Raw genomic sequence first — 21,134 nt, 5'->3', positions numbered from 1 at the left:
AGGGTGTCTCGGATCATCCTGTTTGGACCGGGAGAGGCATGACCGAGCACGATGGCCGGCTGCGGCCGGAAGACCCCACACACGTCGGCGCGTACGAGCTGGTCAGGCGCCTCGGAGCGGGTGGCATGGGTGTCGTCTACGAGGCGCGGGCCCGGGACGGGCGACGGGTCGCGGTCAAGGTCATCCACGCGGCGCTGGCCGGGGACGCCGGGTTCCGGGCGCGGTTCCGGTCCGAGGTGGTCCGGGCCCGCCAAGTGCCACCGTTCTGTACGGCCGAAGTGCTCGACGCCGACCCGGACGCCGCCCAGCCGTACCTGGTGGTGGAGTTCGTCGACGGCCCGTCGCTCGCCGACGAGATCAGCCGGCACGGGCCGCTCAGCCCGGCCAACCTGCACGCCCTCGCCATCGGGGTGGCCACCGCGCTGGCCGGCATCCACGACGCCGGGGTGATCCACCGCGACCTCAAACCGCACAACGTGCTGCTCGCCCCGGGCAGCCCCAAGGTGATCGACTTCGGGATCGCGCGGGCGCTGGACCCGGCCACCCAGCACACCCGTACCGGCGAGATCGTCGGGTCCATCAAATACATGGCGCCGGAACGGTTCGGGGCGGTCGCCGACGCGGTCACCCCGGCCGCCGACGTGTTCGCGTGGGGCTGTGTGGTGGCGTACGCCGCGCAGGGAAGTGCGCCTTTCGACGCGGACTCCGCGGTCGGCGTCTTCGGGCGGATCATGGGCGGTCAGCCCACCCTGGACGGGCTCAGCGGGCCGCTGCGTGACCTCGTCGAACAGGCGCTGGCCGCCGACCCGCGCCACCGGCCGACCGCCCGCGAGTTGGTCCAGGCCTTGATCGGGCCGGACGACGACCCGACCGCCGTCGTCCGCGAGGTGTATGCCCGGCCCGCTCCCCGGCGCCGGCCGCGCACCGCACTGATCGCCACCGTGCTGGTGCTGGCGCTGACCCTCGCCGCCGGATCGGGCCTGGCACTCGGGGTGAGCCGGGACTGGTGGACCGAGCCCGAACCGGCCGACACCAGGATGGTCCTGCCCAGCGGCACCCTGGAGATCTCCGATTCGCTGGTCACCGACGGGCACTACAAGCCGGTCTCCGTCGCGGGCGGCCGGACCTATTGCAAGATCAGCGACGACGGTCTGCGGATCCAGAACCGGGATGCCGGCATCTGGCGCTGCTCCGGCCCGGACCTGGAGGTCAAAGGTGTCTTCTCGGTCGAGGTGATCGGCCGCATCGACCGGCCCGGCAGCTGCCTGGGCGTCTGGTTCGCCTCCACCCTCGCCATGCGGTACCGCCTGGACGCCTGCGCCGACGTCTGGCAGTTGCACGCCGAACAGGAGGCCAACGGCGACAGCGTCGTCCTGCGACAGTGGCCGGTCGCCTCCGGTAGCGAGCTCCACCCACAGCTGGTGGTCGAGAACGACCTGGTGCGGGTCGGCAACAACGGCGTCCTGCTGGGCGAGCAGAAGCTGAACGAGCCGGAACTGCGCGGCAACTGGTTCGACCTCGGCGTGGTCAGCGCCACCGACGACGGCAAGGGGCCGTTCGGTGTCACGTTCACCAACATCGAGGTCCGGGTCGCCGGCTGACCCCGGCTCACTCCAGGTGGCGGGCCAGGTTGTCCAGCGACGAACCCATCCCGGCGGCGTGATCCCCGGCGGAGATCCCGGCGGGCACGTCGTCGGCCCGCAACTCCACCCGGCTCCCGCCGTCGACCGCGCTGACCTCCCAGGTCATCGTCATGATCCCGGCCTGATCCGGGTCGTCGGAGACGAATTCCACCGCCTGCACCACCCGTACGCCCGGAACGATGTCCACAAACCGCGCCTCGACGACATCGGAGTCGGCGGTGGTCTTACCGGGAGCCTCGGTGGCGTCGTCGTAGGTGAGCACCAGCCGGTACGACCCACCCGGCCGCGCGTCGAAGCGTTCGAACCGCCCTCTCATCCCCTCCGGCGGCAGCCACACGGCGAGCGCCGCCGGATCGATGAGAGCAGCGAACACACGGTCGGCCGAAGCCGCGACAACCCGGGAAACCCGGTCGGTACGCCCCATGCCCCCGATCTTAGGCGGGTGTGTTCCGGACCAGGCTCCGGTAGTAGGTGACCGCGGCGGGAACCTGTTCCAGGCTCAGGTCGCGGTCCTTGGCGTCCACGGCACCCCACCAGTTGAGGTAGCGGGCGGCCGGCATGCCGGCGTAGGACGGGCCGATGGAGGCCGGATCGCGTACGGCGTCCGCGACCTGCCGGACCCAGGCGGTGAACCGGGTGCCGTGGCGATCCCAGTCGCGTTCGGTGCCGGTGCCGGTGCCGTCCTGAACGATGGTGCCGATCTCGCCGACCGCCCAGGGCAGCCGGAACTCCTTCCAGGCGTCGCGGGCGTACCGGAAGAAGTCGTCCGGGGTGGCGTAGTGGCCCTGTCCGGCCGGCATGCCGGGGAACGAGTAGGCGTCCCACGACAGCAGGTCGGCGGGATCGTCACGTTCGACGAAGTGGCGCCAATCGCTCTGCGCGGTGGCGTGGTACCGCTGGTACCACCACAGCAGGTTCTTCTCCAGCGTGACCCGGTCGCGGGCCGGATGCGCGTCGATGACGGCGCGGTACGACCGGTACACGGCCCGGTAGACGTCCGGCCGGCTACCTTCCAGCCCGCGTACGAACCAGTCGCCCTGCGCCTCGTGCCGGTACATGACGGTGACCCGCAGCTTCCGGGCCTGTACCCAGTCGAGCAGGGTCCGCAGTCGTGCCTCGCCGCGGTCCCGGTGCGAGATGGTGATCATCTCGTCCGGGTGCCTGTCGGCGGCCCAGGTCAGCAGGCGGCCCGCGCGGTCGTTGTCGGTGGGCAGTGGGACGGCGTCGGGGCTGAACACGCGAATGCCGATCGGCCCGCCGCCGTACCGGGCCCGGTGTGCCTCGTAGAGCCGGACATGTTCGGCGAGGGTGTCCGGAGGGCTGCCCTGGGTGGAGGTGATCACCCCGAACACGGTCGTCGTCGCGGCGGCCCGGACCGGCGGCACGGCGAGCGAGGTGGCGAGGGCAAGGCCGCCGACGATCGCGGCGAGGTGTCGCAGGAGCATGATGGCCCTTCTGTCCTAATGGAGATCAAATAGAGGGCTGACGGCACGGCCGCCCGTCCGAGCCGGCCGACTGCAGGTGGGTCCCGCGTTCGCCGGCAGTGAGTTCCCGGTCGAGGTTGCGGCAGATCAGGTCGATGGCCGCGGTCAGGGTCAGCCCGGCGTTGGCCCGGACCCGCACGATCCCGTCGCGGTCGCCGCCGGCCAGGTGCCGCCCGTCCGGGCTGTACGCCGCCGTGTACACCTTGTTGGTGTGCCCGGTGAGGGTGCGTGACGTCCCGGTCGGACACCCGGCCGGTGTGCCCGGTCAGGGTGCGTGCCGCGCCGGTGGTGAGCGTGAACAGCTCCTCCAGTTGGTCCACCACCCAGCACCAGGCGCCGGCTGCCACCGGCGGCGGCCAGCGCCTGCCCGGCGAGCAGATGTGCCCGGCCGGGGTGGGCGGTCAGGGCCTCCTGCACCGAGATGGCGTCGGTGGCGGCGAGTTCCGCCAGGTGGACGGCCAGCTGACGGACCGGGTCGCCGGCCGGGAGGATCACCCGCCGGGGCCAGAACTGACTGCCCGGGGCCAGGGCGTCGTCGGCCAGCGATCCCATCAGGCCCGCGCGCAGCAGGGAGGACTTCCCGGCGCCGGACGGACCCAGCACCAGCAGCACACCCGCGTCCGGCGGGTGCTCGCGCAACCTGTCGAGAAGCCGGCCGGTCAGTGTGCGCCGCCCGTAGAAGACCGCCGCGTGCTCTTCCTCGAACGGCCGCAGCCCGAGATACGGGCATCCCTCCCAGCCGGTCCGGCGGTCCCGCCCGGCCGGGGCGGTGCGGGCCGCGCGGTCCGCACCGCTGCCGTCGGCGTAGAACCGGATCCGCGCCTGCTCCCGGTCGGTGGCTTTCAGCGCCCGCGCGACCTTCACGGCCACGTCCGGCCCCGGGGCGGTCTTTCCGGTGAAGATCTGGCTGAGATAGCCGATGGATACCCCGGACACGCCGTGGATCTTCCGCAACGAGGGATCGCCGGCCCGGTGCCGCAATTCGCACAGCAGGTCGTGCAACCGGCGGTGATCACCCACCGGCGCGTGACCCGAAGCACCCGCCTGTTCACTCTGCGTCGCCATGGTGTCAACGATAGAGATCGCGGCCGCCGGGTTCAGGGTGTTCACCAGCCCCGGCTGACGTGTCCACTCCTCGCACCGCTGACGCCGGGAGAAGCCCGGAAAGTGTTCACCCGGACGCGGTGAACACCCCCGCCCGGGCGTCTTCTGAGGGCACCACCACGAGACGCACCCGGAGGACGCCATGCGAAGCGCCATCACTTTCTGTGACCCCACCACCGCGGCCCCGCAGGGCCGGCCGGACGCCACCGACCGGGAGGCGGAACTCCGCGCCCTGATGACGATGGCCTCGCACGACCTGAAGAACCCGCTCGCCGCGGTCGCCGCCCGCGTCGAGATGCTCCGGGCCGATCACGGCGATCTGGGCGACGACTTCCTGGCCGACCTCGACGCCATCGAGCGCGGCCTGCACCGGATGAACCGGCTGACCCAGGAACTGCTCGACTACGCCCGGGCCGACCGGGACCTGGACCTGACCCCGTCGCCGCTGACCGAGCTGGTCGCCGACGTCGTCGCCGACCACGCGAGCACCACGGGCGCCGCACCGGTCACGGTGGTCGGCACGCTGCCGACCGTGGTCGTGGACGCGCCGCTACTGCGTCACGTCCTGGACAACCTGGTCGGCAACGCGATCAAGTACACGCCGGCGGGCGTCGTGCCCGACGTCGAGATCCGCGCGCACACGCTGGCCGACGGCACCAGCCGCATCGAGGTGGCCGACCACGGCATCGGCATCCCCGCCACCGAACAGCCCCGGATCTTCGACGCGTTCCACCGCTGCGCGAACAGCGGCGGGTATCCCGGGACCGGGCTGGGCCTCAACATCTGCCAGCGCATCGTCGAACGTCACGGCGGCCGGATCGGGGTGGAGTCCAACACCGGCGGCGGCAGCCGTTTCTGGTTCACCCTGCCCGGTACGGCGGAAACCGCCCGCCAGGCATCGCTGGTGTAGGGCCGGAAGGTGACCGGGCACCGTGGCTGGGATACGCCGGTTCAGATCTGGTGGCCGGCTGTCGCGTCGACGTGGTCCGGGACCTCCTCGTGCCGGTCGCCGACGGTCATCGTGCCGGACGGTTCCACCATCAGGATCGACGCTCCCGACTCCGAGGACGGCTTGTGCTCGGCGCCGCGCGGGACGGTGAAGACGTCGCCCCGCCGCAACACCACCGTGCGGTCGCGCAGGGAGATCGTCAGCTCCCCGTCCAGGACCAGGAAGAACTCGTCGGTGTGGTCGTGGGTGTGCCAGACGTGCTCGCCGTGCACCTTCGCCACGCGGATGTCGTAGTCGTTGACCCTGGTCACGATGCGCGGGCTCCACAGCTGGTCGAAGGAGGCCAGGACGCCGGTCAGGGAGACGGGTTCGGTCATAGGACCATCTTCGAACCTTCCGCCGGTACGCCGTGAGTGCTAGGAATCGCGAATGCCGCAAGAATCCTCGCACCGTGTGGTGGCCCTGGTCGACGCCGGTTCCAACCCGTTCGAACTCGCCTGCGCCATTGAGGTGTTCGGCCTGCCACGTCCGGAGCTGGGCCGTGACCTGTACGACTTCCGGCTCTGCTCGGCCACCCGCAGCACCCGGATGCGGGCCGGGTTCTTCAGCATGACCGGGATCGCCCCGCTCGGCGCGGTCGACGAGGCGGACACGGTGATCGTCCCGAACCGGCCGGACATCGAGGTGCCGCGCAGTCGTGCGGTACTGGACGCGATCCGGCGCGCGCACGCCCGCGGCGCCCGGCTGATCGGCTTCTGCAGTGGGGCGTTCACCCTGGCCGAGGCGGGGGTGCTGGACGGCCGGCGGGCCACCGCGCACTGGCAGTGGGCCGATCGGTTCCGGGCGCGCTTCCCGCTCGTACGGCTGGAACCCGATGTCCTCTTCGTCGACGACGGTGACATTCTGACGGCGGCCGGGAGTGCCGCGGCCCTTGATCTGGGTCTGCACGTGGTGCGCCGCGATCATGGCGCCGAGATCGCCGGCGCGGTCAGCCGGCGCCTGGTGTTCGCCCACCGGGACGGCGGTCAGCGGCAGTTCGTGCGACGGCCGATCCCGGCGATCCCGGACGAATCGCTGACCCCGCTGCTGGACTGGGCGCGGGAACGCCTGGACCGGCCGTTGACGGTGCCGGATCTGGCCGCCCGGCTGGCGGTGAGCGCGGCGACGTTGCACCGGCGGTTCCGGGCCGAGCTGGGCACCACGCCGCTGGCCTGGCTGACGGGGGAGCGGGTCGCCCTGGCGTGCCGCCTGCTGGAGCGCGGTGAGTCCCGGCTCGATGTGGTGGCCCGTGGCAGCGGCCTCGGCACCGCGACGAATCTGCGGGCCCTGCTGCGCCGGGAGACCGGGCTGAGCCCGACCGAGTACCGGCGACGCTTCGGCGGCTTATTGCAATAAGCTGGCAGCTGCTACAAGATGGCCTCAGGGGCGAGTGTTGCTTGGCCGTGACTCGTCGTTCCCGTTCAGGGCATCCCGGCCCGCGATGATCCAGCAGCTGGGATGCCCTGACTTTCACGCACAGTCCGGGCAGGTCCCGGTCAGGGTGATGCTGCCGAACCGGAACCCGGTCACCTCGCCGGCCGCAGCCAGCGCGGGCGCCACCACCGCCGCCGGGATCTCCGCCTCGTGACCGCACCGCGAACACACCGCGTGATGGTGCGGGTGGTCGGCCATCCCGTAACGGGCCTCGCCCTGCCGCCCCAGCACGTGCACCACGTGCTCGTCGGAGAGGGTGAGCAGCACCCGGTGCACGGTCGACCGGTCGATCTGCGGGAACCGGGCGGTCACCTCGTCGTGCACCTCCTGCACCGACAGATGCCCCCGATGCCCGATCAGGGTCTCCACGATCGCGCCCTTGGCCACGGTCCAGCGCCGCCCGCCGGCCCGCACCCGCGCCCGGACCGCTTCGAGCCGTTCCTGCTGCCGCGCCCGCGCCACCGCCCACCTCCCGTTCCCTCCGACACCGTAGCGGTCCGGCCTTGCTGCAACCCAGGCGCAGTAGCGGGAGGGTGCCGCCCCGGCCGCCAACCGGATCGGCGTCGGCCTGCGCGTCTTCGTCCACGACTGCCCGATGACCAGGGGGCCGAGCACCACGGCCACCTCCTCGACGAGGGCTGCCTCTCGGTCCCCGGACCCGGCGCCGGATTCGACCGGGCGGCCGCTGGGATGTCGCGCCGGGAAGCGCTGCCTGATCTCCGCCGATCGCGTCTGTTCGACCTTCTCGTCGCCAACGGCTCTACTGCAATATAGTGGCAGGAACAAACTCTAGGCAGAAGCGAAGGATTCGTGATGGCGGTTTACACCCTGCCCGACATGCCGTACGACTACGGCTCGCTCGAACCGGCCATGTCCGGTCAGATCCTCGAACTGCACCACTCCAAGCACCACGCGGCGTACGTCAAGGGCAGCAACGACACCCTCGACCAGCTGGCCGAGGCCCGGGACAAGGGCGACTACAGCGCCCTGGTCGGGCTGGAGAAGACCCTGGCGTTCAACCTGTCCGGGCACGTGCTCCACTCGATCTTCTGGCACAACCTGCGCCCCGGCGCCAGCGCCGACCGGCCCGAGGGCGAGCTCGAAGCGGCGATCACCGAGCACTTCGGATCGTTCGAGGCGTTCTCCGCGCAGCTGTCCACCGCCACCAAGGGCGTGCAGGGCTCCGGCTGGGGCGTGCTCGCCTGGGAGCCGCTGTCGCAGCGCCTGATCGTCGAGCAGGTCTACGACCACCACGGCAACGTGGGCCAGGGCTCCACGCCGATCCTGGTCTTCGACGCCTGGGAGCACGCCTATTACCTGCAGTACAAGAACGTCCGCCCGGACTACGTCGACCGGCTGTGGAATCTGGTCGACTGGACCGACGTGACCAAGCGGTTCGACGCGGCCCGCGCCGCCGGCAACCCGATCATCATCGCCCCGTGACCGCAGCCGGCCCGGCATTCCTCGCCGCACAGCAGGCGGCCGGGGTCATCGCGGCCAAGAGCCGCGGCGACCTCGCCGGCGCGGAGGAGCTGCTCTGCGCCATCGGCGACGAGACCGTCCGCACCCGCGGGTTCATGCTGCTCGCCGAACTCGCCCTGGCCCTGGTCCGCACCCGGACCGGCCAGTCCATGGACGAACTGGTCCAGGAGCTGACACTGCTGATGGCCGAGGCCGGCTGAGTCTTGTTCACCATCACGGCGGCGACCGCCGCACGACTGCGCGTCTACCGGGATCGGCTGCACACGATCTACGCGCGGTGTGTCGTGGCGCCGCCGTGTGGCGAGGCTCCCGCCGATCGCCATTACCCCCGCATCCGTGCGGCCCGGCATGTCGTGGCCGCCGGCCGGTCGTTCACGACTCCACCGCCGCCGGATCGCCGTCCGCGCGGCCGCGACTGCTGAGCCGGTCCAGAGGCTTCCGGCCTGGTTCGCCGGCTCCCGGTCGACCGTACTCCCACCGAGATCAACCTACGACGACCTCTGCATACGGTGACGGTAAGCGGGACGGGCGACGGGTGCGTTCCGGGGCATGGCCGGGAGTGCCGCGCCGCGGTCTCCGAACTGATCTTCATGCTCGACCCCGGCGACCCGAACTACGACATCGAGCGGATGTGCCCGGACGCGCTGTCGTACGACGAACTCGTCGAGATCATCGTCACCGGCAGCGGGTTCGCCGGCCCGGAGTGCGGCAACGGCGGTCCGGCCGGTGTGGACGTGGTCAAACGCACCCGCGGCTACCGGGGCGACCCGCGGCAGCGGCCGATGGTGCATGGCCGGCCTCGGGAGATCACCGCCCGGGTCGAGCATCCGGCCTCGCCGCCGGCCGTCCCTGTCCCGTCCGGAGTCCCCCGTCCGGGTGGCGTGCACGCCCTGTCCGTCAGTGATGGACATAGGCACGCATCAATTGAAATGGGAGGCGTCCGATGAGGAATCCCGACAACAGGTGGACCTGGACCGCCGCGGCGTCGGTCTCGGCCGCGGTGGCCGCCACCGCCGTGGTCGTGCTGGCCGGCGGGGCACCCGCCACGGCCGCGCGAGTGACCGCGACCTGCGCCAACGCCGGCACCGACGCGGCGACGATCCAATCGGCGATCAACGGGTCGGCCACCGGTGACGAGATCGTCATCGACGGCCCGTGCCAGATCACCCAGACCATCACGCTGGTCGGCAACCGCTCCTACCGCGGTGACAGCGCCGGCACCACCCTGACCCAGACGTCCGGCAGCAATCTGGCAGCGGTCCTCGCCTCCGACTCCTGGGTCAACAACACTCCCACGACGGGCGAACCGATCACGCTGCGGGATCTGACCGTCAACGCCAACAAGGCCGGCAACCCCACCGGCGGCGACGCCGTGGTCATCCGGTCGTGGAACACCACGATCGAGAGCCTGCGGTTGCTGAACGCGCCCGCCAACGGACTGCGTATCACCAACCAGACCCGCAACGGCACCGCGCTGACCAACACCCAGGTGAACGGGACCGTGCGCAACCTGTTCGTCACCGACTCCGGGGCGAGCGGAGTCTACGTGCAGGACAGCGGCAACGCGGTCACCGACTGGAACCTGACCGACAACTGGGTCGCCAGCAGCGGCGGCTCCGGCATCCGGATGGAGAACGCCGCCGGGTGGAACGTCGAGCGCAACCACGTCTACGGCGTCGGTGGCAGCGGCATCACCGCCGACCGTCTCTTCGCCACCAGCGTCAGCGACAACTACATCGAGGACTTCAACACCAACGGTATCCGGGTGACCGTGCAGGGTGACGCCGCCAGCACCGTGTCCGCGAACCGGATCTTCCGGTTCAGCGGCACCGGCACCACCTATCTGGCCATCCAGCAGGTCAACTACGGGTCCGGTTTCGTCGCGGTGACCGGCAACGTGATCCGGGGCGCCGGCTCCGGCACCGGCCTGTCGTACCAGCGCGGCAGCAACGCCCTGACCGTCACCTCCACCGGCAACCTGGTCACCGGGGTCACCACACCGCTGACCGCGGGTTCCGGAGTGACCGTCACCGCCGGCATCTGAGCCGCGGTCACCGCCCCCGCAGTGCCAGGGTGGCGTGCACCTGGGCCAGCTGGGTGGTGGCGGTGAGCATGGCCAGGTCGGCGCCCGGGACGTACGGCTCCTCGGAATGATCGTCCTCGTTGATGTTGGTCTCGTAGTCGACCAGGCAGATCTGGTACAGCCGTTCGGCCTCGGCGGCGAGTTCGGCGGCGCGGGCGGCGTGTTCCTCGGGCGTCATGCCGATCATGTTGTCACCCCGCGTCCGGCCTAGACTGGTGGGTGCAGCTGGTTCGCCCGGTCCGCCAGAGCGGGCGTCGTAAGAGGGAACCCGGTGGAAGTCCGGGACTGCCCCGCAGCGGTGAGTGGGCACGCCCACGAGTCCGAACACCTGCCACTGCCCGCGCCGGATCAAGCGCGGTGTGATCGGTGACCTCGTGGGTGGGTCGGCGGTGGGAGACGACTGTGACGACACATGCGCCGGCCGGGGAGCGGCTGAGCGCGGGCACCCTGGCCCGGCGGCTGGGCGTGGCCCCGACGACGCTGCGGACCTGGCATCAACGGTACGGGCTGGGCCCCACCGGCCACGAGTCCGGCCGACATCGGCGCTACACCGAGGGTGATGTGGCCGCGCTGACCGCGATGGCCCGGCTGACCACCCGGGGAGTGTCGGCCGCCGAGGCCGCGCGCCGGGCCCGCCGGGAGCTCACCCCGTGGCACGCCGAGCATCCGTGCGCTGATGACGCGGCGGCCCGGGGCCTGGCCCGGGCCGCGCGCCGGATGGACGTCCTCGCCCTGCGGGAGGCGCTGTCCGAGGCGGTGGCCGGGCACGGCGTCGTGCACACCTGGGAGGTGCTTGCCGACCCCGCGTTCACCCGCATCGGCCACGGGCGCTATCCGGCGGCGCGGAGGGCCCTGGCCGAGCGGGCGCTGGCCCGCGGCCTCAGCGAGGTGTTCGCCGCGGTGCCACGCCCACCGGCGGGTTCCCCGGTGCCGGTGCTGCTGGCCGGGGCCGACGGCCGCCGCGCCACGGCCGGACTGGACGCGCTCGCCGCGGCCCTGGCCGAACACGGCACGATGCCGATGCACCTGGGAGCCGGCCTGGAGCCGGAACTGCTCGCCGAAGCCGTCGCCGGCGCCCGGCCGGTGGCCGTCGTGGTGTGGAGCCCCACCTGGTGCCCGGAGGTGGCCGCCCTGCTCGCCGGGCTGGCCGGGACGCCGGGCGTGGTGACCGCGGGCTGGCCGGGGGCGGACGCCCCGAGACTCGCCGACGCGGTCGCGGTGACCCTGAACCTGGCCGGACGTTGACCGCCGACGCGGGCGCCGCCCTGGACGCGGCGGCTCGGCTCGGGCCCTATTTCGCCTGGGAGCGGTACGACGGCGCACCCGGCTGGCGGCCCCTGCCCGACCTGCTCGACGCCGGTGTGCTGGAGCAGCGGGTGGACCTCGGGCGGCGCATGCTCGCCAGGATGGGCGGGTTCGGCGTCGGCGACATCGAGGAACGGGTGGTCGCGTCGACGATCTTTCTCGGTCTGGCGTCGCGGCTGCTGTCCCCGCTGCTGGGGGCGGTCGCGTCGACCGGGGTGCTGCCGCTGCCCGACCCCGCGCGACTGTGGTGGCGGCCGGTCGAGTCGGGGCCGATGCCGGTGGCCTTTCACGACCTGCCGGTGGAGACCGGGGTGGATGGGTTCGGGGCGGCGTTCACCCGTACGGCGACGCGGGGTCTGATCGTGCCCTTGGCCGGCGCCGTCCAGCGCCGCTTCGTGCTCTCACCACAGGTGGTCTGGGGAAACGTGGCCTCCGCGCTGGGCGGCGCGCTCCGGATGATCCCCGATGCGGGGCCGGCCGTCGCGGTGGTGGGGTCCGCCCTGTCGGTGCCGCCGCTGCGGGGGATGGCGACGCTGACCGGGCGGTCGCTGATGCGCAACAACTGCTGTCTCTACTACCGGATCCCCGGCGGCGGAACCTGCGGCGACTGCGTGCTCAACACCCGCTGACCCAGGACCACCCCGGCGACGGCCAACCCCGCGTGGAGAGTTGCGGTCCGATTCGAGCCGAAAATCACCACCATTGGTACGCCCGACGGCTCCACGGAAGACGGACCGTTCTGTCTCGTCCACGCGAGGTGGGCGGCACACCGGACCGTCCGGCGTCCGCCGGGCCGAATGCGGTGGCCCGGGCGGACGCCGGCGATGTCGGCGTTACGGCCGTGACGCGGTGGCCCGGGCGGACGCCGGCGATGTCGGCGTTACGGCCGCGGATCGGTGCGCACGGCCCCGGTCCGTGGATCCAGCGGGAAGGACAGGTGCTGATGCGTCATCGACCATCCCGAGCCGGTGCGGCGGAACACGCGGGTGCCCCGCGACCACGACTCGACCGGCTCTCCGTCCGGGCCTTCGATCCGCACCCGGTTGAGCCCCCAGGCGACGGCGAGGTCGTCCGCGGCGACCACGGTGAGGTCCGGCACCCGCCAGGTCACCTGACCGGTGCCCGCGTCCAGCCCGTCCCGGCACACCTGCCGGACCTGCTCCCGGCCGACGTGTTCCAGGGGCGCGACGTGCTCGTAGGAGACGACGTCCTCGGCGATCCCGGCCATCAGGGCATCGAGGTCCTTCGCCGCCGTCCCCTCGAACCACCTGTCGTGCAGCGCCCTGATGTCGCGTTCCGCTGCCACCCGGTCCGCCACCTCGGCCAGCGGAAACGAGTGGTGTTCGTGGGCGACCAGCCACCGGCCGGCCTCCTTGCGCAGCCCGAGGGTGATCCGCAGCCGCTGGTCCGGCCGGCGCGCGAGGTCATCGGGTGTGCCGCACCGCGCCAGCACGTGCGCGAACGCGACCTCGGCCCCGGCGGTCACCTCGATGGTCACGATCTCGAACACGGCGCCGCCGGCCAGCCACCGGAAGAACGGCGGCCAGGTGTCCCGGTAGGCGTCGATGCCCCGAACCCCGTCCCGGGGCGGCGGCACGTCGAACATCACGATGTCGTCGGCGTGACCGGCGAGGACGCCCGGCAGGTCACCCGCCCGGATCGCGGCGGCCCAGCCCTCGATCAGTTCGGTGATGGTCTTCTCGTCGTCCCGGTGTCGTTGCACATCCATGTGTGCCTCCTTTCACCGGTACAACCCGGCGCGGGCGGCGGATCCATCGCTGTGTGGAAGATCGGGCAGGCTAGCCGGCAGCCCGAACGCCGGCAGGTCGGCGTCCAGGAACGACACCACCTCGCCGATCCGTCCGTCGCGCAGGGTCAGCACGTCGAGACCACCGGGTAGGTGGACGGCCCGCTGCCGATCCCAGCGGTAGGTCCCGAAGGCGAGCTGGCCGTTGGCGGTCGCCGGCACGAACCGCCACCGGCACCGCAGCGGGCCGTCCAGCAGGAATCCGCGGATCGCCGCCCGGCCGGCGAACCACGTCGGCACCGGCGGCATCGAGTACCGCGCGTCGTCGGTGAGCAGCGCGACGATGGCCCCGACATCACCGGACTCCCAGGCCCGCGCGTACCGCCGGGCCAGCTCCCGGACCGCCTCGTCACCCAGCTCGCGCAGGGTGGCCCGCTGTGTCGCGGCGGGCAGTGCCGGGCCGAGGGCCGCCCGGGCCCGCTGCATCGCGCTGTTGACGGCGGCCACGCTGGTGTCGAGCTGCCCGGCCACCTCGCGGGCGCTGAAACCCAGCACGTCGCGCAGCAGCAGCACGGCACGCTGCGTCCCGGTCAGCCGTTGCAGGGCGGCCACGAACGACAGCTCGACGCTCTCCCGGGCCACCGCCGACGGTTCCGGGCCGAGGTGCTCGTCCGCGTACGGCTCCAGCCACCGCGCCTCGGCGCCGTCGGTGCCGAGGTGGACCGGCAGTGCCCGGCGGCCGCGCTGCTCCAGCATCGACAGGCACCGGTTCGTGGCGATCCGGAACAGCCACGGCCGCACCGAGCCGCGCGCCTCGAACCGGTCGAAGGCCCGCCACGCCCGCACCAGCGTCTCCTGGACGGCGTCCTCGGCGTCGTGGACCGAGCCCAGCATCCGGTAGCAGTGCGCGTGCAACTCGCCCCGCAACGGGCCGACCAGTGCGGTGAACGCGGGATCACCGCGCTGGTCCTCGTTCAGACGTCCGCCTCGGTGGGGTGGAAGAGCAGGTGCAGCTGGCCGTCCAGTTCTACCCGGTGGATGCCGATGCCGTACACCGGCTCCAGGATCTTCGGCTCCAGGACCTCGTCGACGGTGCCGGCGGCGACCACCCCGCCGTCGCCGAGCAGGACCAGGTCGTCGCAGTAGCGGGCGGCCAGGTTCAGGTCGTGCAGCACCACCACCGAGCAGGTGCCCAGTCCGTGGACCAGCCGCAGGATCTCGTGCTGGTAGCGGATGTCCAGGTGGTTGGTCGGCTCGTCGAGCAGCAGGTGGGTGGCCTCCTGGGCGAGCGCGCGGGCGATCAGCACCCGCTGCCGTTCACCACCGGACAGGCCGGTGAACGGGCGGGCGGCCAGATGGGTGGCGCCGACCCGGGCCAGACAGCGGGCGGCCACCTCGTGGTCGGCCGCGCCGGTGCGCTGGAAGGTGGACAGGTGCGGGCCCCGGCCCAGCAGCACCATCTCGGCCACGGTCAGGGCCGTCTCACCACCGGTCTCCTGGACCACCACGGCCATCCGGCGGGCGGACTCCCGTGGGGACAGGGCCGGCAGCGCGTCGCCGTCGACGGAGACGCTGCCGGTGGGCGAGCGCAGGGCCCCGTACAGCAATCTCAGAAGTGTGGTCTTGCCACTGCCGTTGGGGCCGATCAGACCGAGCAGCCGTCCGGGGCGGGCGGTGACGCCCACCCCGTCGATCACCGGGTTCGCGCCGTAGCGCCAGGAGACTCCGGCGGCTTCGATCATTTGAAGCGCTGCACGATCTTCTCCAGGCCGTCGACGGACAGCGGGCTCGGCGGCTCGGTGAAGTTGAACAGCTGCGGCATCACGTTGCCACTGGACACGGCCTTCAGCTTGTCGGCGCCGGGCAGGCTGGTGACGGCCTGCTCGACGGCCTTGGGGTCGCCGTCGCCGTACAGCAGGATCAGCACGTCGGGGTTGCGCCCGAGCAGCTCCTCCAGGGTGACCTCGAAGACCCGCTCGGTGCTGTCGGCGAACACGTTGGTGAACCCGGCCGCCTCCAGCTGCGGGTGGGCCATGCTGGCCGTGCCGTACGCGTAGGTCACACCCCCGCCGACGGTCGGGTAGAGGACCGCGGCGGTGCGCTTCCCACCCGTACCCACCTCGGATTTGATCTTGTCGAATCGGGCCTTGAGGGCGGTGACCGCGGTGGCCGCCTCGGACTCGCGCCCGAACACCTTGCCGTACGCCTCGGTCTGCCGGTAGATGTCGTCGAACGTCGGCACGGCGGTGCTGTCCGGGCACATCGCCGGCTCTTCCAGGAGCGGGATGTCGACGGCGGACAGGGTGTCGCGGGACAGGTTGTCCACCTCGCCGAGCACCAGGTCGGGGGTCTGCGCGATCACCACCTCCTTGGAGATCTGCAGGTGGCCGCTGGTGTCGGTCTTGTCGGTGAGCAGCGGGATCCTCTCGATCTCGGCCTGGGTGGCGGCGTCGTAGTACTCCTTCGGGTACTGCCCGGCCCGCGACACCACCCGGTCCATCACGCCGATCGAGTGCAGGTACGGCACGGCGGCGCTCTTGAGCATCACCACCCGCTCGGGGGCCTTGTCGAAGGTGACGTCGACGCCACAGTTCTTCAGCGTCAGCGGGAAGCCGCCGGCCGTGGCGCCGGCGTCGTCGCCGGTGGCGGAGCCGGTCGAGGAGCCGCACGCGGTGAGCGTGAGCATCAACGCGGCGGAGGCGGCCAGAAGTGCCCTCATCGGGTTATCACCTTTCAGTTCGCGTGCATGCGGCGGATCAGGATCAGCAGGAACGGGGCGCCGAGCAGGGAGGTGATGATCCCGATCGGGATCTCCTGCGGGGCCAGCAGCACCCGGGCGACCAGGTCGGCGCCGACCAGCAGGATCGCGCCGAGCAGGGCGGCCACCGGAACGACGCGCACGTGCGGGGCGCCGACCAGGCGGCGGGCCAGGTGCGGGACGACCAGGCCGACGAAGCCGATGCTGCCCGCGGCGGACACCAGCACACCGACACAGAGTGACACCAGGATCAGCAGCCGCATCCGGAACCGGTCCGGGGAGACCCCGAGGGTGTGCGCGGTCTCGTCACCGACGGCGAGCACGTCCAGCCGGCGGCCGAGGATCGTCAGGTAGGCGATGGTGCCCAGGATGATGATCGCGGCGACGGCGAGCAGGGCGTCCCAGCGGGCCAGGCCGAGCGAGCCGAGCAGCCAGAACATCACCGAGCGGGAGCCCTCGGCGCTGTTCGAGGCGAAGATCAGGAAGCTGGTGGTGGCGTACAGGGCGTAGCCGACGGCGACACCGGACAGCAGCAGCCGCATCGAGGTGATCCGGCCGCCGGCCCGGGCGATGGCGAAGACCAGCAGGGAGGCCGCCAGGGCTCCGGCGAAGGCGCTGGTGGACAGCGCGTACTGGCCGAACCCGGCGCCGGCGCCGAACAGGATGGCCGCCGCCGCGCCGGACGAGGCGCCGGAGTTGATGCCCAGCAGGTACGGGTCGGCGAGCACGTTGCGGACCATGGCCTGCAACGCGACACCGCAGACGGCCAGGCCGGCGCCGACGAGGATGCCGAGGATGACGCGGGGGAGCCGGACCTGCCAGACGATCGCCTCCTCCGGCGGTGCCCAAGTGATCTCACCGAGGCCGAGGAGCTGGTGCAGGATGATGCGGGCGACGGTGACCGGGCTGATGCCGATCGCCCCCGTGCCGACGGCGACCAGCCCGGTCACCACCAGGGCCGCGGTCAGCACGACCAGCCAGAGGCTCGTCCGGCGCCGTTGTGTGCCGACGCCGAGCAGGTCCGTTGCCACCAGCGGCTCCCTTGTTGTTGCCAAGTATGTGCAGCAAACTAACATCATGATCAATGCTGATTGAAGGGGCTGTGTTGCTTCTCTAGTGCAGTTGCAAAGTGACTGCATCGGTGCTTAGCGTGCCCGCATGTTCAACCGCAGACTCCTCGGCCTCGCCGCCCGGCAGCGGGCCGGACTCACCGGCCTGGTCCTGATCGGACTGGCGATCACGGCCACCTACGCCGGCCAGGGTCTGCTCATCGCCCGGGTCATCGCCCAAGTCCTCGACGGTGCCGTCTCCTGGCCCACGATGGCCGGCATCGCCGCCCTCCAGGCCGCCCGCGCCGGACTCCTCTGGGCCCGCGAAACCACCGCCACCACCGTCGCCGCCCGGATCCAGGACGACCTGCGCGGCCGGCTGCTGGCCAGACTGTTCACCCTCGGACCCGGCTGGACCACCGGCACCCGCACCGGCCGCATCCAGTCGACAGTGGTCGACGGCGTCGAGTCGATGCGGGGCTACTTCGCTGACTTCCTGCCCCAGCTGATCTCGTCACTGCTCGGCGCGGCCGTACTGATCGGCTACGTGTGGACGCTCGACCCGGTCGTCGGCGCGACCATCGCCGCCTGCGCGCTGCTCGCCGGCGCCGCCCCACGGATCTCCCGGCGGCTGATGAGCGCGCCGCTGACCAGGTGGTTCACCGAATACCGGGCGCTGTACGCGGACACCCTCGACATCCTCCAGGGCATGGTCACCCTCAAAGGCGTCAACGCGCACCGCCGCCGCGGCGCGCAGATGGCCGCCCAGTCCACCACCTTCGCCACCACCTCCACCCGGCTCACCGCCGCCGTCGCCGCGTACGAGATCGTCGTCGGGCTCGCCGCCGGTGCCGGCACCGGCCTCGCCGTCGGCGTCGGCGCCCTGCGCACCGCCGACGGCCAGCTCGACGTCGCCACCCTGCTGATCGTCCTGCTGCTGTCGAGAGAGTGCTTCCGGCCGCTCACCGACCTGTCCCGGGCGTTCCACGGCGCCTACCCCGGCCTGGCCGCCGCCGACGGCGTCTTCGAACTGCTGGACACCCCGCCGGCGATCCGGCCCGGGTCCGCCGTGGCGATCAACGGCCCCGGAGAGGTACGGGTGGAGAACGTCACCTTCGCGTACGTCCCCGGCCAACCCACCCTGACCGACGTCACCTTCACCGCCGCCGCCGGGCGCACCACCGCGATCGTCGGCCGCTCCGGCGCCGGCAAGAGCACCGTCATCGCCCTGCTGCTGCGCTTCTTCGACCCCGGCACCGGCCGGATCCTGATCGACGGCCACGACATCACCGGCCTGGCCGACCCGCGCGCCCTGGTGTCGGTGGTCTCCCAGGACACCTACCTGTTCCACGGCACCGTCCGCGACAACCTGCTGCTCGCCCGGCCCGGCGCCGACGACACGGCACTCCGGCAAGCCGCCCGCGACGCCGCCGCCCACGACTTCATCACCGCACTACCCGAGGGATACGACACGATGATCGGCGAACGCGGCACCCGGCTGTCCGGCGGCGAACGCCAGCGGATCGCGATCGCCCGCGCCCTGCTCAAGGACGCGCCGATCCTGGTCCTCGACGAGGCCACCTCGGCCATCGACTCGGCCAACGAGGCGACCATCCAGGAAGCGCTGGCACGGCTCGCGCGACGGCGCACCACACTGGTCATCGCCCATCGGCTGTCCACCGTGCGCACCGCGGACCACATGGTGGTTCTCGACGACGGAACGGTGGCCGAACAGGGCCCACCCGATCAACTGTTGGCCAGATCCGGTGGTGCCTACCGTCGGCTAGCCGTAGCTCAGACAGGTAACGCGGCATGACCGAAACCGTGAAACGCCTGCGTACCATGCTTTTCCTGCTGCGCGCCCACCGACTGCTTCTGGCCAGCGCGATCGGCTCCGGCGCCCTCAACCAGCTCCTCACCATCGCCGGCGCGGCCGTCGGCGCCTACCTGGTCGGCCTGGTCGCCACCGGCGCCGGCGCCGACACGCTGATGCCGTGGTTCTGGCTGCTGGTGGTGCTCATCCCACTACGGGCGATCACCCCGTGGCTGGACAACACGCTGTCCCACACGATGGCGTTCCGGGCGCTCGCCGACACCCGTACCCGCGTACACGCCGCCTTCGAACGCCTCGCCCCCGCCGGCCTGGCCGGGCGCCGCAGCGGCGACCTCGGCACCGCCATGGTCGCCGACGTGGAAGCCCTCGAAGTGTTCTTCGCCCACACACTGAGCCCGCTGGTCGTCGCGGTCACCGTGCCGTTCAGCACCCTGGTCGCGCTCGGCCTGATCCACCCCGTACTGCCGCTGGTGGTCCTGCCGGTCCTGCTCGCGGTGGCCACCGTGCCGATGTGGCTGGCCCGGCGCGCCCGCACCCAGGGCGACGCGGTCAAGGCGGCCGCCGCCGACGTGGCCGCCGAAACCGTCGACGCCGTCCAGGGCCTGCGTGAACTCGCCGTCTTCGGCGCCACCGGCCGCCAGCAGAACCGGATCGCCGCCGCCGTCGCCCGGCTGCGGGCCGTGCAACGCTCCCACGCCGGCCGCGGCGGCGTCGAGAAAGCCGCCATCGACACCCTGGTCACCGCCGGAACCCTGGCCGTGCTCGCCACCACCGCGCTGCTCACCGCCGACGGCCGGATGAACCCGGCACTGTTCCCGGTCGCCGTGGTGCTCGCCGCGTTCTCGTTCACCCCGGTCACCACCGTCGCCGAAGTCGCCAAGGACCTCAACCTGGCCGCCGCGGCCGCCGCCCGGGTCGCCGAACTACTCGCCCTGCCGTCCCCGGTCTTGTCCGTCACCACCGCGCCGCCCGCCGTGACGGGCGCGGCGGTCGCCTTCCGCGACGTGGCCTTCCGGTACGGCGATGATCTGCCGTACGCGCTGTCCAGCCTCGATCTGGACATCCCCTCCGGCGGCAGTGTGGCGTTGGTGGGGCATTCCGGTGCCGGGAAGTCCACCACCGCCCACCTGCTGCTGCGCTTCCAGGACCCGTCCCGGGGCGTGGTCAGCATCGGTGGGGTCGATCTGCGCGATCTGCCGTTGGAGCGGTTGCGGGAGCTTGTCGCGTTCGTGCCCCAGGACCCCTATCTGTTCCACGGCACGATCACCGAGAACCTGCGCCTGGCCCGGCCCGATGCCACCATCGCGGAGTTGGAGGCGGCGGCCCGGGCGGCTGGGGCCCACGAGTTCGTGATGGGGCTCGCCGAAGGGTACGAAACCACGGTGGGGGAGCGGGGCACCCGGTTGTCCGGTGGTCAGCGCCAGCGGATCGCCCTGGCCCGTGCACTGCTGACGGACGCTCCGGTGCTGGTCCTGGACGAGCCGGTGTCGAACCTGGACGCCGAGACCGAGCGCGTCCTGGCCGAGGCGATGTCCGGAATCATCGCCGGCCGAACCACCCTGATCATCGCCCACCGCCTGTCCACCATCCGCACAGCCGACCGGGTGGCGGTCCTGTCCAACGGCCGCCTGACCGAAACCGGCACCCACGAGGAGCTACTGGCCACCAACGGCCCCTACGCCCAGCTGATCAGCGCCCAGCTGGCCGTTCATTGACCGTCCGGCCCTCGCCCGCACAAGTGGCCGTTTCCCGGCCCGGCCTCGACCGATCTTGGATGATCTACCACCTTTGTAGAGCCTTGCTCCTGGCCGCCTGATCACTTGCGGTCAATTGCTCACGCGGGCGGCCCGTCCAGCCGAGACCTTGGTGGATTTACCACCGTTTTCGGTGGTAAATCCACCAAGATCGGCTGGGGTGGAGCTGGAAGGTGGACACTCGCGCGGGGAATTGACCCGAGCGGGCCAGCAGCCGAGAAGCAGGCTCACTCCGACAAGGTAGGACACCTCGTCCAGCGGATCTTGCCGTGCTAGGGTGCGGCACGAGTCGACCGCATCCCATGGATGCCAGGGAACTCCGGTGTGATTCCGGGACTGGCGCGCAGCGGTGAGGGCGACGGCGGCACGACTACGCCACTGGGGAGCGGGCGCTTCCTGGGAAGGCCGTGCCGCCGGCTGACCCCGAGTCCGAAGACCTGTCGGCTCACGTGTTCGTCAGTGGGCTCTC

At 71.7% G+C, this 21,134-nt stretch carries 23 protein-coding genes and 2 riboswitches; of the genes, 11 read left to right on the top strand and 12 right to left on the bottom strand.

What is annotated here, in order from left to right; all coding sequences use genetic code 11:
- Positions 1–38: 38 nt before the first annotated feature.
- On the top strand, positions 39–1,601 hold the full coding sequence (locus tag ACQ0O7_RS09990) for a serine/threonine-protein kinase (protein ID WP_430781604.1): 1,563 nt from the start codon (positions 39–41) through the stop codon (positions 1,599–1,601).
- Positions 1,602–1,608: 7 nt separating this feature from the next.
- Here ACQ0O7_RS09990 and ACQ0O7_RS09985 read toward each other — a convergent pair whose 3' ends face one another.
- The 4 genes from ACQ0O7_RS09985 to ACQ0O7_RS09970 are packed head-to-tail and all read right to left on the bottom strand — an operon-like array spanning position 1,609 to position 4,192.
- Positions 1,609–2,067, bottom strand: a complete 459-nt coding sequence (locus tag ACQ0O7_RS09985; RefSeq protein WP_430781603.1) for an SRPBCC family protein — start codon at positions 2,065–2,067, stop codon at positions 1,609–1,611.
- 10 nt (positions 2,068–2,077) lie between these two features.
- On the bottom strand, positions 2,078–3,088 hold the full coding sequence (locus tag ACQ0O7_RS09980; protein ID WP_430781602.1) for a hypothetical protein: 1,011 nt from the start codon (positions 3,086–3,088) through the stop codon (positions 2,078–2,080).
- 25 nt (positions 3,089–3,113) lie between these two features.
- Positions 3,114–3,329, bottom strand: a complete 216-nt coding sequence (locus ACQ0O7_RS09975; RefSeq protein ID WP_430781600.1) for a hypothetical protein — start codon at positions 3,327–3,329, stop codon at positions 3,114–3,116.
- A complete protein-coding gene (locus ACQ0O7_RS09970; RefSeq protein WP_430781599.1) occupies positions 3,239–4,192 on the bottom strand; it encodes an XRE family transcriptional regulator in 954 nt (317 codons plus the stop codon). Before ACQ0O7_RS09970 ends, ACQ0O7_RS09975 begins: the two co-directional genes overlap by 91 nt.
- Before the next feature lie 181 nt (positions 4,193–4,373).
- Between ACQ0O7_RS09970 and ACQ0O7_RS09965 the strand changes: the two genes are divergently transcribed.
- Positions 4,374–5,141, top strand: coding sequence for a sensor histidine kinase (locus ACQ0O7_RS09965; RefSeq protein ID WP_430781598.1), 768 nt, complete (start codon positions 4,374–4,376; stop codon positions 5,139–5,141).
- 41 nt (positions 5,142–5,182) lie between these two features.
- Here ACQ0O7_RS09965 and ACQ0O7_RS09960 read toward each other — a convergent pair whose 3' ends face one another.
- Positions 5,183–5,557: a cupin domain-containing protein gene (locus ACQ0O7_RS09960; RefSeq protein ID WP_430781597.1), complete on the bottom strand. Its 375-nt coding sequence runs from the start codon at positions 5,555–5,557 to the stop codon at positions 5,183–5,185.
- 52 nt (positions 5,558–5,609) lie between these two features.
- On the opposite strand from ACQ0O7_RS09960, the gene ACQ0O7_RS09955 reads away from it, so the two are divergent.
- Positions 5,610–6,575: a GlxA family transcriptional regulator gene (locus ACQ0O7_RS09955; RefSeq protein ID WP_430781596.1), complete on the top strand. Its 966-nt coding sequence runs from the start codon at positions 5,610–5,612 to the stop codon at positions 6,573–6,575.
- 114 nt (positions 6,576–6,689) lie between these two features.
- On the opposite strand, the gene ACQ0O7_RS09950 is transcribed toward ACQ0O7_RS09955, so the two are convergent.
- On the bottom strand, positions 6,690–7,115 hold the full coding sequence (locus tag ACQ0O7_RS09950) for a Fur family transcriptional regulator (RefSeq protein ID WP_430781595.1): 426 nt from the start codon (positions 7,113–7,115) through the stop codon (positions 6,690–6,692).
- Between the two features lie 351 nt (positions 7,116–7,466).
- On the opposite strand from ACQ0O7_RS09950, the gene ACQ0O7_RS09945 reads away from it, so the two are divergent.
- The 4 genes from ACQ0O7_RS09945 (at position 7,467) to ACQ0O7_RS09930 (ending at position 10,179) form a co-directional block, all read left to right on the top strand.
- The gene (locus tag ACQ0O7_RS09945; RefSeq protein ID WP_430781593.1) at positions 7,467–8,096 is read left to right on the top strand and encodes a superoxide dismutase; all 630 of its coding nucleotides are present in this window, start codon (positions 7,467–7,469) and stop codon (positions 8,094–8,096) included.
- Positions 8,093–8,335: a superoxide dismutase gene (locus ACQ0O7_RS09940; protein WP_430781592.1), complete on the top strand. Its 243-nt coding sequence runs from the start codon at positions 8,093–8,095 to the stop codon at positions 8,333–8,335. The genes ACQ0O7_RS09945 and ACQ0O7_RS09940 overlap by 4 nt, the downstream gene beginning before the upstream one ends.
- 390 nt (positions 8,336–8,725) lie before the next feature.
- Positions 8,726–9,082: a hypothetical protein gene (locus tag ACQ0O7_RS09935; protein WP_430781591.1), complete on the top strand. Its 357-nt coding sequence runs from the start codon at positions 8,726–8,728 to the stop codon at positions 9,080–9,082.
- Complete coding sequence (locus ACQ0O7_RS09930) at positions 9,079–10,179, top strand: right-handed parallel beta-helix repeat-containing protein (RefSeq protein ID WP_430781590.1); 1,101 nt, start codon at positions 9,079–9,081, stop codon at positions 10,177–10,179. The genes ACQ0O7_RS09935 and ACQ0O7_RS09930 overlap by 4 nt, the downstream gene beginning before the upstream one ends.
- Positions 10,180–10,186: 7 nt before the next feature.
- On the opposite strand, the gene ACQ0O7_RS09925 is transcribed toward ACQ0O7_RS09930, so the two are convergent.
- Positions 10,187–10,396, bottom strand: coding sequence for a hypothetical protein (locus ACQ0O7_RS09925; RefSeq protein ID WP_430781589.1), 210 nt, complete (start codon positions 10,394–10,396; stop codon positions 10,187–10,189).
- 30 nt (positions 10,397–10,426) lie between these two features.
- Positions 10,427–10,568, top strand: a riboswitch (cobalamin riboswitch).
- A gap of 52 nt (positions 10,569–10,620) precedes the next feature.
- Here ACQ0O7_RS09925 and ACQ0O7_RS09920 point away from each other — a divergent pair.
- Positions 10,621–11,463, top strand: coding sequence for a MerR family transcriptional regulator (locus tag ACQ0O7_RS09920; RefSeq protein WP_430781588.1), 843 nt, complete (start codon positions 10,621–10,623; stop codon positions 11,461–11,463).
- Complete coding sequence (locus tag ACQ0O7_RS09915) at positions 11,460–12,152, top strand: (2Fe-2S)-binding protein (RefSeq protein ID WP_430781587.1); 693 nt, start codon at positions 11,460–11,462, stop codon at positions 12,150–12,152. The genes ACQ0O7_RS09920 and ACQ0O7_RS09915 overlap by 4 nt, the downstream gene beginning before the upstream one ends.
- 251 nt (positions 12,153–12,403) lie before the next feature.
- Here the strand turns inward: ACQ0O7_RS09915 and ACQ0O7_RS09910 are convergent, their stop codons facing one another.
- The 5 genes from ACQ0O7_RS09910 to ACQ0O7_RS09890 are packed head-to-tail and all read right to left on the bottom strand — an operon-like array spanning position 12,404 to position 17,059.
- Positions 12,404–13,252, bottom strand: a complete 849-nt coding sequence (locus tag ACQ0O7_RS09910) for a YybH family protein (protein ID WP_430781586.1) — start codon at positions 13,250–13,252, stop codon at positions 12,404–12,406.
- 12 nt (positions 13,253–13,264) lie between these two features.
- The gene (locus ACQ0O7_RS09905) at positions 13,265–14,248 is read right to left on the bottom strand and encodes a sigma-70 family RNA polymerase sigma factor (protein ID WP_430781624.1); all 984 of its coding nucleotides are present in this window, start codon (positions 14,246–14,248) and stop codon (positions 13,265–13,267) included.
- Positions 14,245–15,012 (bottom strand): ABC transporter ATP-binding protein, encoded by a 768-nt coding sequence (locus ACQ0O7_RS09900; protein WP_430781585.1) that lies wholly within the window; start codon positions 15,010–15,012, stop codon positions 14,245–14,247. The genes ACQ0O7_RS09905 and ACQ0O7_RS09900 overlap by 4 nt, the downstream gene beginning before the upstream one ends.
- Positions 15,009–15,989: an ABC transporter substrate-binding protein gene (locus ACQ0O7_RS09895; protein ID WP_430781584.1), complete on the bottom strand. Its 981-nt coding sequence runs from the start codon at positions 15,987–15,989 to the stop codon at positions 15,009–15,011. Before ACQ0O7_RS09895 ends, ACQ0O7_RS09900 begins: the two co-directional genes overlap by 4 nt.
- 14 nt (positions 15,990–16,003) lie before the next feature.
- A complete protein-coding gene (locus tag ACQ0O7_RS09890) occupies positions 16,004–17,059 on the bottom strand; it encodes a FecCD family ABC transporter permease (protein ID WP_430781583.1) in 1,056 nt (351 codons plus the stop codon).
- 127 nt (positions 17,060–17,186) lie between these two features.
- On the opposite strand from ACQ0O7_RS09890, the gene ACQ0O7_RS09885 reads away from it, so the two are divergent.
- Both ACQ0O7_RS09885 and ACQ0O7_RS09880 read left to right on the top strand, forming a co-directional pair.
- On the top strand, positions 17,187–18,893 hold the full coding sequence (locus tag ACQ0O7_RS09885; RefSeq protein WP_430781582.1) for an ABC transporter ATP-binding protein: 1,707 nt from the start codon (positions 17,187–17,189) through the stop codon (positions 18,891–18,893).
- Positions 18,890–20,626, top strand: a complete 1,737-nt coding sequence (locus ACQ0O7_RS09880) for an ABC transporter ATP-binding protein (RefSeq protein ID WP_430781580.1) — start codon at positions 18,890–18,892, stop codon at positions 20,624–20,626. The genes ACQ0O7_RS09885 and ACQ0O7_RS09880 overlap by 4 nt, the downstream gene beginning before the upstream one ends.
- Before the next feature lie 312 nt (positions 20,627–20,938).
- A riboswitch (cobalamin riboswitch) is annotated at positions 20,939–21,124 on the top strand.
- Positions 21,125–21,134: the final 10 nt, after the last annotated feature.

It is taken from the genome of Actinoplanes sp. G11-F43 (genome assembly GCF_050589265.1).
Taxonomy (GTDB): Bacteria; Actinomycetota; Actinomycetes; order Mycobacteriales; family Micromonosporaceae; genus Actinoplanes.
This window is presented reverse-complemented; position numbering and strand designations above follow the sequence as displayed.